The organism is Selenomonas sp. F0473 (genome assembly GCF_000315545.1).
GTDB lineage: Bacteria > Bacillota > Negativicutes > Selenomonadales > Selenomonadaceae > Centipeda.
The window spans coordinates 1,150,249-1,164,335 of the sequence record NZ_JH992902.1 but is presented as its reverse complement, the minus strand read 5'-3'; the positions used below and the strand labels follow the sequence as shown (position 1 = coordinate 1,164,335).

The 14,087-nt window shown below is 61.0% G+C and carries 13 protein-coding genes and 1 tRNA gene; all 14 read left to right on the top strand.

The window, feature by feature from the left end; translation table 11 throughout:
- Window positions 1-66 precede the first annotated feature (66 nt).
- The 14 genes from HMPREF9161_RS05375 (at window position 67) to HMPREF9161_RS05310 (ending at window position 13,930) form a co-directional block, all read left to right on the top strand.
- A complete protein-coding gene (locus HMPREF9161_RS05375) occupies window positions 67-1,026 on the top strand; it encodes an L-lactate dehydrogenase (protein WP_009728672.1) in 960 nt (319 codons plus the stop codon).
- 62 nt (window positions 1,027-1,088) lie between these two features.
- Window positions 1,089-1,164 (top strand) — tRNA-Asn (locus HMPREF9161_RS05370).
- A 67-nt stretch (window positions 1,165-1,231) separates the two neighbouring features.
- Window positions 1,232-1,921, top strand: a complete 690-nt coding sequence (locus tag HMPREF9161_RS05365) for a class I SAM-dependent methyltransferase (RefSeq protein WP_009728671.1) — start codon at window positions 1,232-1,234, stop codon at window positions 1,919-1,921.
- Window positions 1,922-2,204: 283 nt separating this feature from the next.
- On the top strand, window positions 2,205-3,014 hold the full coding sequence (locus HMPREF9161_RS05360; protein ID WP_009728670.1) for a Nif3-like dinuclear metal center hexameric protein: 810 nt from the start codon (window positions 2,205-2,207) through the stop codon (window positions 3,012-3,014).
- Window positions 3,015-3,065: 51 nt separating this feature from the next.
- A complete protein-coding gene (gene lepA / locus HMPREF9161_RS05355) occupies window positions 3,066-4,865 on the top strand; it encodes a translation elongation factor 4 (RefSeq protein WP_009728669.1) in 1,800 nt (599 codons plus the stop codon).
- Window positions 4,855-6,018: a radical SAM family heme chaperone HemW gene (hemW, locus tag HMPREF9161_RS05350; protein WP_009728668.1), complete on the top strand. Its 1,164-nt coding sequence runs from the start codon at window positions 4,855-4,857 to the stop codon at window positions 6,016-6,018. Before lepA ends, hemW begins: the two co-directional genes overlap by 11 nt.
- A gap of 350 nt (window positions 6,019-6,368) precedes the next feature.
- Window positions 6,369-6,656, top strand: a complete 288-nt coding sequence (locus HMPREF9161_RS05345; RefSeq protein WP_009728667.1) for a hypothetical protein — start codon at window positions 6,369-6,371, stop codon at window positions 6,654-6,656.
- A gap of 176 nt (window positions 6,657-6,832) precedes the next feature.
- Window positions 6,833-7,177, top strand: coding sequence for an OadG family protein (locus HMPREF9161_RS05340; RefSeq protein WP_009728666.1), 345 nt, complete (start codon window positions 6,833-6,835; stop codon window positions 7,175-7,177).
- 21 nt (window positions 7,178-7,198) lie between these two features.
- The gene (locus tag HMPREF9161_RS05335) at window positions 7,199-8,326 is read left to right on the top strand and encodes a sodium ion-translocating decarboxylase subunit beta (RefSeq protein ID WP_009728665.1); all 1,128 of its coding nucleotides are present in this window, start codon (window positions 7,199-7,201) and stop codon (window positions 8,324-8,326) included.
- 362 nt (window positions 8,327-8,688) lie between these two features.
- Entirely contained in the window at window positions 8,689-9,387 is a 699-nt protein-coding gene (cobI, locus tag HMPREF9161_RS05330; RefSeq protein WP_009728664.1) for a precorrin-2 C(20)-methyltransferase, read from the top strand.
- Window positions 9,388-9,389: 2 nt separating this feature from the next.
- Window positions 9,390-10,328, top strand: coding sequence for an ABC transporter substrate-binding protein (locus HMPREF9161_RS05325; RefSeq protein WP_009728663.1), 939 nt, complete (start codon window positions 9,390-9,392; stop codon window positions 10,326-10,328).
- Entirely contained in the window at window positions 10,325-11,296 is a 972-nt protein-coding gene (locus HMPREF9161_RS05320) for an iron ABC transporter permease (protein WP_009728662.1), read from the top strand. Before HMPREF9161_RS05325 ends, HMPREF9161_RS05320 begins: the two co-directional genes overlap by 4 nt.
- On the top strand, window positions 11,293-12,078 hold the full coding sequence (locus HMPREF9161_RS05315) for an ABC transporter ATP-binding protein (RefSeq protein WP_009728661.1): 786 nt from the start codon (window positions 11,293-11,295) through the stop codon (window positions 12,076-12,078). The genes HMPREF9161_RS05320 and HMPREF9161_RS05315 overlap by 4 nt, the downstream gene beginning before the upstream one ends.
- Window positions 12,079-12,646: 568 nt before the next feature.
- Entirely contained in the window at window positions 12,647-13,930 is a 1,284-nt protein-coding gene (locus tag HMPREF9161_RS05310) for an S-layer homology domain-containing protein (protein WP_009728660.1), read from the top strand.
- Window positions 13,931-14,087: the final 157 nt, after the last annotated feature.

The following is a 14,087-nucleotide window of genomic DNA, read 5'->3' as shown; positions in this document are numbered from 1 at the left end:
ACACGACACCCGACTCCACATGAACTGTGTGCGGTCGGGTTTTATTGTTTTTAAGGGGGTATTTTTATGGCCGTCAATAAGGGGAAAATCGTCATCATCGGGACGAGCAACGTAGGCTCCGCCGTGCTGAACAAGATCGCGGATTTTCAGCTGGCCTCCGAGATTGCGCTCATCGATCTCGATATGGACCGTGCGCGCGGCGAGGCGCTCGACACGAGCCATGCGATGTCCTCGCCGTACAGCACGAATATCAAGATCCATCCCGGTGCCTATGAGGACTGCAAAGACGCGGGATTCATCGTCATCACGGCGGGGCCGTCCATCCTGCCCGGGCAGACGCCCGATCGGCTGAAGCTCGCGAGCACGAATACGAAGATCATGCGCTCCATCTTCAGCGAGATCACGAAGCATACGAAGGAAGCCATGATCATCATGGTGACGAATCCGCTCGACGTGGCGACCTATGTCGTCTCGACCGAGTTCGACTATCCGCGCGAGAAGATCCTCGGCACGGGCACGATGCTCGAGACCTACCGCTTCCGCTATATCCTCGCCGAGCATTACGACATGGATCCGAAGAACATCCACGGCTACGTCCTCGGCGAGCACGGCAACGACGCGTTCGTCGCATGGTCGACCGTCAACTGCGCGGGCTTTGGCATCGATCATTTGGACGAGTATTTCCATTTGAAGGAAAAACTCAGCCGTGCGGACGTGGAGAAAGGATTGATTCAGACCGCCTATGATGTGATCAATCTCAAAGGCTATACGAACACGGGCATCGCGATGGTCGTCTGCCGCTTCATCAAGGCGATCCTATACAACGAGCACACGATTCTGCCGTGCGCCGCCGCGATGAAGGGCGAATACGGCATCGACGACGTCGCGCTCTCGATCCCGCGCATGCTCAGCCAGGACGGCGTCGTCCGCTCCTTCGAGGTGCGGCTGTCGGAGGAGGAAATCGAGAAACTCCGCCGCGCGCAGAAGAGCGTCCGCAGCGCGCTCGACGGGGCGAGGGTAAAGTAAGAGGGGAAATATTTCCTTGACAGGACGGGTCACAGCCTTTATAATAAGCGCGTCTGACACATTCCTCGATAGCTCAGTCGGTAGAGCGTCTGACTGTTAATCAGAATGTCACAGGTTCGAGTCCTGTTCGAGGAGCCATTTGTATATGCGAGGGTGTAACGCAGCGTTACACCCTTTCTTTTTATTCTGTGATTATTGAGGGAAAATGATTCAACTTGATGCGCGTCTGGCCGCGATCGCGGCGTTCGTCCCTCCCGGAACCTCGTTTGCGGATATCGGCGGGGACCATGCCTATCTCGCCGCCGCCTTGGTGCGGGACGGGGGGGCGCCCCGCGGCGTCGTCGGCGATCTCAGCGCGGGGGCGTGCGCGGCGGCGCGGCGCACCGTACAGGCCCATGTGCTCGCGGATCGGATTGCCGTGCGGCAGGGCGACGGCCTCTCGGTGCTCGTGCCCGGCGAGGCGGAGGCCGTTGTGATCGCCGGGATGGGCGGCGCGCTGATCGCGCAGATTTTGGGGAGAAATCCGGACGTTCTTGCCCATGTGAAAGCCCTCGTTCTTCAGCCGATGAACGGCGCGGCAAGGCTGCGCGCCTGGCTCTATGAGAACGGCTGGCACGCGGCGGACGAGGCGCTCGCGCGCGCAGGCGGGCGCATCTACGAAATCATCCGCGCAGAACCCGGGCGCGCAGAGATGCCCGCAGACGTCTTCCTCCATGTCGGGGAAAACCTTATTGAAAAACGCGACCCCCTGCTCGCGGCATTTATTGCCGAAAAGATTGCCAAGCTACGCCGCGCCGCAGAGGGGATGGCGCAGAGCAAAGAGGCGCGCACGAGCCGCGCATACCGCGCGGTGACGGAGCGAATCGCGGCGCTGGAGGAGCTTTTAAAAATATAGTGACGTATGATTGCCGCTTGGCATTTGCCTTGCGAAAAAAGCATGGCTTAAAAATCGCTGCGGCAAACGCCGCGCGGCACGCGGTAACTAGGAACGTGACTATCACCCCGTGACGCGAAAATCCCGCTTGATAAAACCGTTAATCAGTGGGGCGAAAGATTGGATGCATCGCAAGGAACTAGAAAAATCCAAGGGAGGGCGTAGATAAGACCTACGTCGACCGCAGGATTTTTCGCAGTGACACAGCGAGGCGCCAATATCTCGTCCCACCTAAGGAGAGAATATGTTAAGCTGTCAAGTCATAATGAACGCATTGGACCACCTCGCCCCGCGCAGCCTCGCCGAGGACTGGGACAATCCCGGACTCCTTGTCGGGAGCTTTGCGCAGAAGGTGAGCCGCATCATGGTCGCGCTCGACGTGGACGATGCCGTCGTAGATGAAGCGATCGAACGCAAGGCGGACATGATCGTCGCGCACCATCCCGCGATTTTCCACGGCATGAAACAACTGCGCACCGACCTCCCGCTCGGGCGGCGTCTTGCGAAACTCGTGACGCATCACATTGCCGTTGCCGCCGCCCATACGAATCTCGACATCGCGCGCGGCGGGGTCAACGACGTCCTCGCGGCCCGCCTCGGACTTGAAAAACTCTCCGCATTCGTCGTCACGGGGGAGTCGGACGGCGAGGTGGAGAGCCTCGGGCGCATCGGCACGCTGCCCGCACCCGTCTCCATAGAGGACTTTGCCGGCCATGTAAAAACATCTCTCCATGTTTCCCATGTGCGCCTTGCCGCCGCGGCGAATCGCCCCGTGCGGTGTGTCGCCGTCTGCGGCGGGGCGGGCGCGGAGTTCATCGACAAGGCGGCGATCCGCGGCGCGGACGTCTACGTCACGGGCGATGTGAAGTACCACGAGGCCCAGCGCGCCGTCGAGCTGGGCATGCACGTTGTCGACGCCGGACATTTCGGCACGGAGTTCCCCGTCGTCTCCGTTCTGGCGGAGCACCTGCGCGCGGCGCTTGAGAACGAGCGCGGAGAGATTGAGATTTTTATCACAAACAGACAGCAGGACGTCTTTCAAGTCGTCATATAATATAATAGGAAATTATCTCGAAAAGCTATCGCAGAGGAGAAGGGGAGCCCCATGGAGCAGACGCATATCCGCAATTTTTCCATCATCGCCCACATCGACCACGGCAAATCGACCATCGCCGACCGCCTCATCGAGTACACGGGCACGCTCAGCGCGCGCGAGATGGAGGCGCAGGTGCTTGACAGCATGGATCTTGAGCGCGAGCGCGGCATCACCATCAAGGCGCAGACCGTTCGCCTCGACTATCGCGGCGCCGACGGCGAGATGTACGAGCTGAACCTCATCGACACCCCGGGGCACGTCGACTTTAACTATGAGGTCTCGCGCAGCCTTGCCGCGTGCGAGGGCGCGCTCCTCGTCGTGGATGCGGCGCAGGGCGTGGAGGCGCAGACGCTGGCGAACGTCTACCTCGCGCTCGAACACGACCTCGAAATCCTCCCCGTCATCAACAAAATCGACCTGCCGAGCGCCGAACCCGAGCGCGTGGCCCGCGAGATCGAGGATACCATCGGGCTCGATACGAGCGCGGCGGTGTTCGCCTCGGCAAAGACGGGCATCGGCATCAAGGAAATTCTCGACGCCATCGTCGCCTACGTCCCGCCGCCGGAGGGAGACGCGGACGCGTCCCTGCGCGCGCTCATCTTCGATTCCTACTTCGACCCGTACAAGGGCGTTATCGCCCATGTCCGCGTCAAGGAAGGCGGCATCAAAAAGGGCATGAAATTAAAACTTATGGCGACGGAGAGGACCTTCGAGGTGACGGACGTCGGCTGTTTCCGCCCGCAGCCCGTGGATACGGGCGCGCTCGGCACGGGCGAGGTCGGCTTTATCGCGGGGGCGCTCAAGGACGTGCGCGACGTGCGCGTCGGCGACACCGTGACGAGCGCGGAGCGCCCCGCCGCCGAGGCATTGCCGGGCTACCGCGGCGTCACGCCGATGGTGTTCTGCGGGCTTTACCCCGAGGACAGCAAGGACTATGAGAACCTCCGCGAGGCGCTCGAAAAGCTCCGGCTCAACGACGCCGCGCTCGTCTTTGAACCCGAGACCTCCATCGCGCTCGGCTTCGGCTTCCGCTGCGGCTTCCTCGGACTCCTGCACATGGACGTCATACAGGAGCGGCTCGAGCGCGAGTACAACCTCGGGCTCATCATGACCGCGCCGTCCGTCGTCTACCGGGTCTACCGTACGGACGGCACGATACGCGAGGTCAGCAATCCCGCCGATCTGCCGCCGCAGACTGAAATTGATCATATCGAGGAGCCGTATGTCAAGGCGACCGTCATCGTGCCGAAGGACTACGTCGGCGCGGTCATGGAGATTTCGCAGGAAAAGCGCGGCATCTTCAAGACCATGGACTATCTCGACGCGACGCGCGTCATGATCATCTATGAAATCCCGCTCAACGAGATTCTTTACGACTACTTCGACCGCCTCAAGTCCGCCACACGCGGCTACGCCTCCCTTGATTACGAACTCATCGACTATCGGACGGGCAGCCTCGTCAAGCTCGATATCCTCCTCAACGGCGATCCCGTGGACGCGCTCTCGACCATCGTCCACCGCGACCGCGCCGTGGGGCGCGGCCGTCAGCTCGCCGTGAAGCTCAAGGAGATCATCCCGCAGCAGATGTTCGAGATCCCTATCCAGGCCGCGATCGGGAGCAAGATCATCGCGCGCGAGAACGTGCGCGCACGCCGCAAGGACGTTCTCGCAAAGTGTTACGGCGGCGACATCACACGCAAACGCAAGCTGCTCGAGAAGCAGAAAGAGGGCAAAAAGCGCATGAAGGCGGTCGGCAGCGTGGAGTTGCCGCAGGAGGCGTTCATGGCGGTGCTGAAAATTGACGAATGAAAAAAGGGCGTGGGGCGTCTATGTCCACATTCCCTATTGTGTGAAAAAATGCGCGTATTGCGACTTTGTCTCCGCGTCTATGGGGACGGAGACGGTGCGCGAACAGGAACAATATGCGGCGGCGCTGCGCGCAGAGATCCGGCATGCGGCGCCGCCGCTTTTCACGCGGTGGGGGAGCGCCGCGACCGCCTACTTCGGCGGGGGGACGCCGACAGCGCTGCCGGCGCATCTGCTTACGGGGATCATCTCCGCGCTGCGGGAGGCGGCGGGGATCCCGGAGGAGATGACCGTCGAGGCGAACCCCGGTACGGTGGACGAGGCGTATTTTAGGCAGCTCCGCGCGGCGGGCGCGAACCGCATCAGCCTCGGCGTGCAGAGCTTTGACGATGCGCTCCTTCGGCGCATCGGGCGCATCCATACGGCGGCGGAGGCACGCGCGGCATTCCGGGCGGCGCGCGCGGCGGACTTTACGAATATCAGTCTCGACCTTATGTACGGACTGCCGGGGCAGACCCTCGTCGATGTGCGGGAGAGCGTCTGCGCGGCGCTTGCGCTTGCGCCCGAACATATCTCGGTTTACGGGCTGACCGTCGAGGAAGGGACGCCCTTTGCCGCGGCGGAGGCGGCGGGACGGCTCGAGCTCCCGACGGAGGAGACGGCCGAGGAGATGTACGACTACCTCGTGGCAGAACTGCCCGCACGCGGGTACCTGCGCTATGAGATTTCGAATTTTGCGCGCCCGGGCTATGAGAGCCGCCACAACCTCGGCTATTGGCGGAGCGTGCCCTACCTCGGCGTCGGCGCGGGGGCGCACGGCTATATCGACAACGTCCGCTGGGAGAACGAGCGCGACGCCGCCGCCTATATCCGTAGGGTGACGGCAGGCGAGGATGTGCGCCGTGCCGAGGACGGCGCGCGCACGCAGACGGCGGCGATGGAGGAGTATGCGTTCCTCGCGCTGCGCACCGCCGCGGGCATCGACGAGGCGGATTTTCGCCGCGCGTGGGGGACGCCGTTCGAGGCCGTCTACGGCGCGGCGCTGCCGCCGCTCGTCGCGCGCGGGCTCCTGCGGCGCGCGGACGGCTTTACCGCGCTCACACCGCGCGGCATGAAGTTCGGCAACGAGGTGTTTGCAGAATTTTTGTTGTATTAGCATAAAAAAATATGCTATGATTGTGACGCGCGATCTTGGTACCTAGCTTTGTCATTTTCGCCGAACGCTTCGTCGACGTAGGTCTTGGCTACGCCTTCCTCGCGTTCGTCTCAATTCCTCGCTATGCATCCAAGCTTACGCGTCACAGTGACGCAGGATTTTCGCGCCCGGCGTTGTCATTTCGTCGAATGCGTCGCAATGAGTAGCTTTTTCATCGTGGGTAATCGCCGCGATTTATGCGCGTCCTGTAGGGGCACGGCGCTGCCGTGCTCTGAGCGATATATGCGCGTCTTAGGGCGCTCTGGATTTGAAACGGTGCTGAAATTTATCACACTAGAAAGAGGTTATCTATGAAAACATTGACCATGATCGAGATGGCGGGCTGCCCGTACTGCGCGAACGCGCGCCGCGCCATACAGACGCTGAAGGCCGAGGGCGGCGCCTACGCGGACGTCCCCGTCGAATACATCGACGAGAATGCCGAACCCGCGCGTACGAAACCCTACGCGGGCATGTACTACTACGTGCCGAGCCTCTTCGCGGCGGGGGAAAAACGCTACGAAGCGCAGCCGGGAGATGACTACGATACGATCTATGCGGCCGTACGCGCGGCTTTTGACGCCATAACCAAGAGTTAGAACTTTTATGCATAAAAATTATGCATATTTTTCATGAAAGAAAAATGAAAAAACCCTTGTAAAATCGTCTGAAATAAAGCATAATATTAACCATATTGCTCCGTGGAGAGGGCATGTATAGGAGGAACTATCTAATAAATCTGAGAGTTCCTAAAATCTATGGATGAGGTGAGTTTATGCATCAACCCGTAACCAACAACCCATTCGTCATCATGATCATCAACATGGTCATCGTTTTCACCGTACTCATCGCAGTATGGGCGCTGATCGAGATCACCCATAGGATTGATCCGACGAAGAAGAAGGCGGAGCCGCCTGCGGCTCAGCCTCTGGGTACCGCAGCTCCTACTGCACCCGCCGCTTCCGCACCCCGGACAGGCGGACTCAACGCGGAGACGGTCGCCGTCATCGCGGCTGCCGTCAGCGCGTGCGGATGCAGCGCGTCTCAAATTCAGGCGATACGTCCCGCAGAGCAGCCCGCATGGACGGGCTACGGTCGCGTGAGCGGCATGCGCTCGTGACGACGGGGAGGGAGTGACACAATGGATTTTATTAGCGCATTTACTATCTCGCTGCAGGCGATCGCCGAGAGCAGCGGGTTCTCGGCATTCACCGGCGGGCATCTAATCATGATCATCGTCGGGCTCGTGCTCCTGTATCTTGCGTTTGCAAGGGACTTCGAGCCGCTGCTGCTCAGCCCGATTGCATTCGGCTGTATCCTCGCGAACATCCCGCTCACAGGCTTTGAAGAACCGGGCGTGATGTCGGCCATCGGCATGGGCATCAAGTATGAAATCTTCCCGCCGCTCATCTTCCTCGGCGTCGGCGCGATGACGGACTTCGGCCCGCTGATCGCCCGCCCCTCGAGTCTGCTCATGGGCGCCGCAGCGCAGTTCGGCGTCTTCGTCGCCCTGCTCGGCGCGATGATGCTCGGCTTCACCGCACAGCAGGCGGGCGCGATCGGCATCATCGGCGGCGCGGACGGCCCGACCTCCATCTACCTCGCTTCGAAGATGGCGCCGGAACTGCTCGGCGCGATCGCCGTTGCCGCGTACACCTACATGGCGCTCGTTCCGCTGATCCAGCCGCCCGTTATGAAGCTTTTCACGAGCAAAAAAGAGCGTGAAGTCGTCATGGAGCAGGCGCGCGAGGTCACGAAGTTCGAACGCATCGCGTTCCCGATCGTTTCGACGATCTTCATCAGCCTTCTGCTTCCGTCCATCGCCGCCCTGCTCGGCATGCTCATGCTCGGCAACCTCTTCCGTGAGAGCGGCGTGACGGATCGTCTTTCCGATACGGCGCAGAACGCGCTGATCAACACGGTCACGATCTTCCTCGCGCTCGGCACGGGACTCACGATGAGCGCGGAGAGCTTCCTCGTTACGGAGACGCTCCTCATCATCTGCCTCGGCCTCGTCGCATTCATCTTCGGCACGGCCGCGGGCGTCTGGCTCGGCAAGATCATGTGCCGCGCGACGGGCTGGAAAGTCAACCCGCTCATCGGCTCCGCGGGCGTTTCCGCCGTTCCGATGGCGGCGCGCGTCAGTCAGATTGTCGGCATCAAGGCGAAGCCGGGCAACTACCTCCTCATGCACGCCATGGGACCGAACGTTGCCGGCGTTATCGGCACCGCCGTCGCGGCGGGCACGATGCTCGCAATGCTGATGTAATTCGGCATAATTTGTCTAACAAGGAGCCGCAGCGAAATTGTGTAAAAACACGATTTCGCTGCGGCTCCTTTTTTATGCAGGCATTTATAGAACCGAAACATCAATGCGGCGCAATTATCATCGAGAGAGAATGTAACGCCGTTGCCGCCTCCGTAGGGGCGCCGCGCCGCTGCGCCCTTGAACTCCTTATGGCGGCGCATCGTCTTTGCCGCAAAGATGCTCCCTCTATGCGAAAATCCTGCGCCGCGTCAATTGACAAAAGACGCCTTCACGGCTAATATGAAAGGGGGATTTTTTGCTTTCACGTTCTTCCACCGTGGGGCTGAGTATCCATCATGGAGTATCTTTTGGAAGGAGAATTTATGCGCGGAACATTTTTCGGTATCGGCGTCGGTCCCGGTGATCCGGAACTCTTAACGGTCAAGGCGATCAAGGCGATCGAGCAGGTAGACGTCCTGATTGCCCCCAAAACGGAGAAGAAGGAGGGCAGCGTTGCGCTCGAGATTGCGCGGCCCTATCTCAAGGATCGGATCGAAATCGTCTATCAGGTGTTCCCGATGGTCAAGGACTTTGCGGAAAACACGGACGCATGGGAAGCGAACAAGGAGGAGATCCTCGCGCTCCTGAACGCGGGCAAGAACGTCGCGTTCCTGACGCTCGGAGATCCTATGTTTTTCAGTACCTATATCTATGTTTTCCACCTCCTCGCGCACGAGGACGTCGACATCGTCACCATCCCGGGCGTTCCCGCGTTTGCCGCGATCGGCAGCAGGATCGGCCGTCCCATCGTCGAGGGCAACGACGTGCTCGCGATCATCCCCGCGACCGCGCCGAAGGAACGCATCGAGGAGGTCATGGCCGTGGCGTCCAGCGCCGTTATCATGAAGGTTTACCGCAACTACCCCGAGATCGTCGAGCTCCTGCGCCGCAACGACATGGCGGAAGAGGCCGTGCTCGTCAGCCGTGCGGGGCTGGACGGGGAGCGGATCATCGAGAACCTCGAGCGGCATGCGGATGAAAAGCTGAATTATCTTTCCACCATCTTGACACGGAGGAACTAATCATGATCAAACAATGTGCGGCCGTATTCTTAGCCGCCTCCGCCCTTCTTTTCTCCGCCTGCGGCGCGCCCGCCGACAAAGCCGCGGCGCCCGCGGAGAGCGGCGCGTATGCCGTCGTTACCGATGACGGCGGCCGTACGGTGACGCTGGAGCACAAGCCGCAGCGCATCGTCACGACGTCGGTGTCCTATCTCGCGCCGCTGTATGCGGTGGGCGGCGAGGTCGTCGGACGGCCGGCAAGCAAGGCGAAGGTGATCCCGGAGGCGCAGAACGTCGCCGAGATCGGTCCCGTTTATCAGATCGATGTGGAAAAAATCGCGGCCCTCAAGCCGGATCTCGTGCTCATCATCAAGGGCATCAATGAGAAACTGATCGATACGCTCGACGCGAACGGCATCCCCAGCATCGTGATCGATATGAAGAGTTATGACGATGTGAAGCGCACGTTGACAACCTTTGCGACGCTCACGGGAGAACCTGATAAGGCGAAGAGCCTCGTCGAGAAGATGGATAAGGAAATCGCCGAGGTCAAGGCGGGCATCCCGCAGGAGAAGAAGCGCGTCGCGATCATCCACAGCACGGGGCAGGGACTTTCCGTCCAGCTGGATGGCAGCATTGCGGGCTCGATCGCGAACATGCTCGGCTGGGAGAACACGGCGAGCGGGATGGCCGCGCTCGATAAGAACCCCGACGCCGCGCCGTACAGCATGGAGACTCTCGTCGCGCAGAACCCGGACATCATCTTCGTTACGAGTATGGGAAAAGAAGACGAGATCCGCGCCTCGATGGAGGCGATGTTTGCGGAGAGCCCCGCGTGGCAGAGCGTTTCCGCCGTGCGTGAAGGACGCGTCTACTATCTGCCGCAGGATCTCTTCCTCTTCAGTCCCGGCATCGAGTATCCGGCGGCGGTACGCTACATGGCGCATTTGGTTTATCCATGAAAAAACGAATCGCGCTGCTCGTTCTCTTTGCCGCGTCGGCCGTAGGCGCGATGCTGCTTTCCGTCGCCAAGGGATCCGCGGATATCCCCCTTGAGGAGATCTTTGCCATCCTCGGCGGCGCGCACGATACGGTGCACGCTCAAATTCTCTGGAACATCCGCCTGCCGCGGACGATCGTCGCGGCGCTCGTCGGCGTCAATCTCTCGCTCTCGGGGGCGATCCTGCAGGCGATCCTGCGCAATCCGCTCGCCGATCCGCACATCATCGGCATCTCGTCGGGCGCGGGGCTTGCGGGCATCTTCATCATGCTCGCGCTGCCGGGCGCCGCGCTCCTCATCACGCCGGGCGCGTTTGTCGGCGCGATGTTCGCCGCGTTCCTCATTTATATCCTCGCGTGGCGCGACGGCATTCGGCCGACGCGGATCATCCTCGCGGGCGTTGCGGTGTCGACATTCCTTGGCGCGGGTATCTCCGCCATGATGATCCTCTACAGCGACCGCGTGCAGGGGGCGCTCATGTGGATGGTCGGCGGGCTTTCGGCGCGGACGTGGCCGCATGTGGAAATGCTCTGGCCGTATACCCTCGGCGCGGGGCTGCTCGCGATGCTGGCGGCGCAGCGGCTGAACATCCTGCAGCTTGGCGACGACATGGCGCGCGGCATCGGCCTCGCCGTTGAGCAGACGCGCGTTATGCTGACCGCGATTGCGGCGCTGCTTGCCGCGAGCGCCGTCTCCGTCGTCGGCCTCCTCGGCTTCGTCGGGCTCATCGTCCCCCATGCGGCGCGGCTCATGATCGGCGCGGACTATCGGTTCCTCCTGCCGGCGGCGGCGCTGCTCGGCATCGGCGTACTGACGCTCAGCGATACGGCGGCGCGGCTGCTCTTCGCGCCGCTCGAGCTGCCCGTCGGCATCATCATGGCGGCGCTCGGCGCGCCGTTCTTCCTCTATCTCCTGCGGAGGCAGCTATGAGCGCGGGGGTAACGGCGCGCGATCTGTATGTCCGCATCGCGGGGAAAGAGATCCTGCACGGGCTGAATGTGTCCGTCGCGGCGGGCCGGCGAACGGCGATCGTCGGACCCAACGGCGCGGGCAAAACGACCCTTTTGCGCGCGCTTGCGGGGCTCAACGCGCACTATACCGGAGAGATATTGCTCGACGGCAAAGAACTCGGCCGCTATTCGGAGAAGGAACTCGCGCGTGTGCGCGCCATCCTGCCGCAGGAGCGCGGCACGGCGCACGGACTTACCGTGGAGCAGCTCGTCTCCTATGGGCGGTTTTCGCACCGCGGGATATTTCAGGCGCGCGACGGGGCGGACGACCGCGCGGCCGTCGCGTGGGCGATGGAGACGGCGCGCGTCGATGCGTTTGCGCAGCGCGAGGTGCATACGCTCTCGGGCGGCGAGCGGCAGCGCGTCTACCTTGCGATGGCGCTGAGCCAGCGCCCGCGTCTGCTCCTCCTCGACGAGCCGACCACCTACCTCGATGTCGCGCACCAGCTGCGCGTCATGGAGATCATCACGCGGCTGAACAAGGACAGCGGCATTACCATCCTCATGGTGCTGCACGACATGGCGCACGCCATGCAGTACGCCGATGAAATCGTACTCATGCGGCAGGGGGAGATCGTCGCCACCGGCACCCCCGCGGACGTTCTTACAGAGGAACGCATTGCGGCGGTGTTCGGCGTGCGGGTAGAGATATTTACGAACAGTCTGGGGGTGCGGGTGCCGTCCCCCGTATCTTTGGTATGACATGGGATTTTCGCGCATAGCTGTGTCACTGCGAAAAATCCTGCGGTCGACGTAGCGGATAACTACGCCTTCCTTCGCGATCTCCTCATTCCTTGCTATGCATCAAATCTTGCGCGCCACTCAGGCTACGGTATCGTGACGGCGTGATGCGCGATATTTGCGCCTAGCTTCGTCATGTTGTCGAGCGCTGCGGCCGGAGCAGAGGGGAACTGCGTCTTCTTCGCGGCGTCGTTATTCCTTGCCGCATATCATTACATAACCGATTTATCCTCCGCCGCACCTAGGGGCTCCCGGGTGCGGCGGAGGATTTTTGATGCAGGGGGAGAAGGGGAAATGCGGCGCTTATGAGTTGGGAATGAGTTTTTTTGCGTAAAAATAACAGAAAAATTATTACCTAGTACTAAATTTTTAATCTGATTAACATTGTATTTCGCCGCGGCGCGGGGTATGATAAAGACAATCCAAGAGGGTGGGCACATGCCGCGCAAAGGAAACATGGACACTTCCGCGACGCCGCACTCCTTTTGGAAGTCGATAAAGTTCTATTTATCAAAAGGAGGAGTTTATCATGAAGAAGACTCTCGTATCCGCACTGGCGACGGTGCTCGTCGTCGGTGCCGCAAGCACCACGTTCGCAGCCGCGAACCCGTTCTCCGATGTGCCCCGCGATCACTGGGCGTACGATGCCGTGACCAAGCTCGCCGCCGACGGCGTTGTCGAAGGCTACGGCGACGGCACATTCCGCGGTGACCGCAACATCACGCGTTATGAGATGGCGCAGATGGTCGCAAAGGCGATGGCGAAGAGCGACATGTCCGCGTCGGACCGCGCGCTCGTCGACCGCCTCGCAGCCGAGTTTGCGGATGAGCTCAACAACCTCGGCGTCCGCGTCTCGAACCTCGAGCGCAATGCCGACATGGTCCAGTGGAGAGGACAGCTCCGCTACACCTACACGAGCAATCGTCTGGAAGGCCAGAAACGCGTCAATGACGATCAGCTCCTGTTCCGTCTCGACCCGTCCGCCGAGATCAACGATCACTGGCACGTGAACGCGCGTCTCGATGCGTCGACGAACATGAAGGACGACGCGTCCGGCCGCAACAGCGACGCTAATGTCAAGCTGAAGCGCGCATGGGCAGAGGGCGCCTATGACAACTTCGACGTCAAGCTCGGTAAGATGGAACTCTACTCCGCAGAGGGCTATGCGGCGCCGGGCTCGATCGTGTTCGATAAGGAGTTCTCGGGCGCGGAGGCCACCTTCGGCAAGGATGTTCAGCTGAAGCTGCAGGCCGGCCGCCTGAACCTGGACGGCGCGTATGACGGCGTCAAGACGAACCTGCTGACGCACAACGACACGGCGAACTACCAGGGTGCCGAGCTCCAGTACAACAAGGGCGGGCTCATGGCCGGCGCCGCGTACTATCGTCTCGGCTCGAACGATCTCACTTCCGTCACGAAGAACGGCAAGGACAAGATGAATATCTGGGCGGCGAACCTCGGGTATCGCTTTGATCAGAACAACATGCTCTCGGGCGCCTATGCGAACAACAACGATATCGACGGCAGCAAGCTCAAAAAGTCCTATCAGGTTGCGTACGAGTACAAGGGCGCAAATGCGGCGGATAAGGGTTCGTGGGGCGCATACGCGGCCTATCGTTACCTCGGCGGCGCGTCGGTCTTCGCGACGGACGACGGTGCGCTCATCGGCTCGAAGGGCGTCGAGTTCGGCGCGAACTATACGCCGTTCAAGAACGTCGTGTTCTCCGCGAAGTACTTCAAGGGCAAGACCATTGAGGCACAGTCGGACGACAAGGTGCAGAAGCTCTTCGGCCGCGTTCAGTTCATGTTCTAAACCCATCCAACAAGCTGCGGCAGCAGTCGCAACATATATCCCCCTCCTTCGGGAGGGGGATTTTTGCTGTCCGTCGCAATAGCCGCAGATATTTTCAAGGTTCTAGGGGAGAAGGGTTGTACCGCATATCGCCTTTGCCGGAGAGAAGGAACAGCGT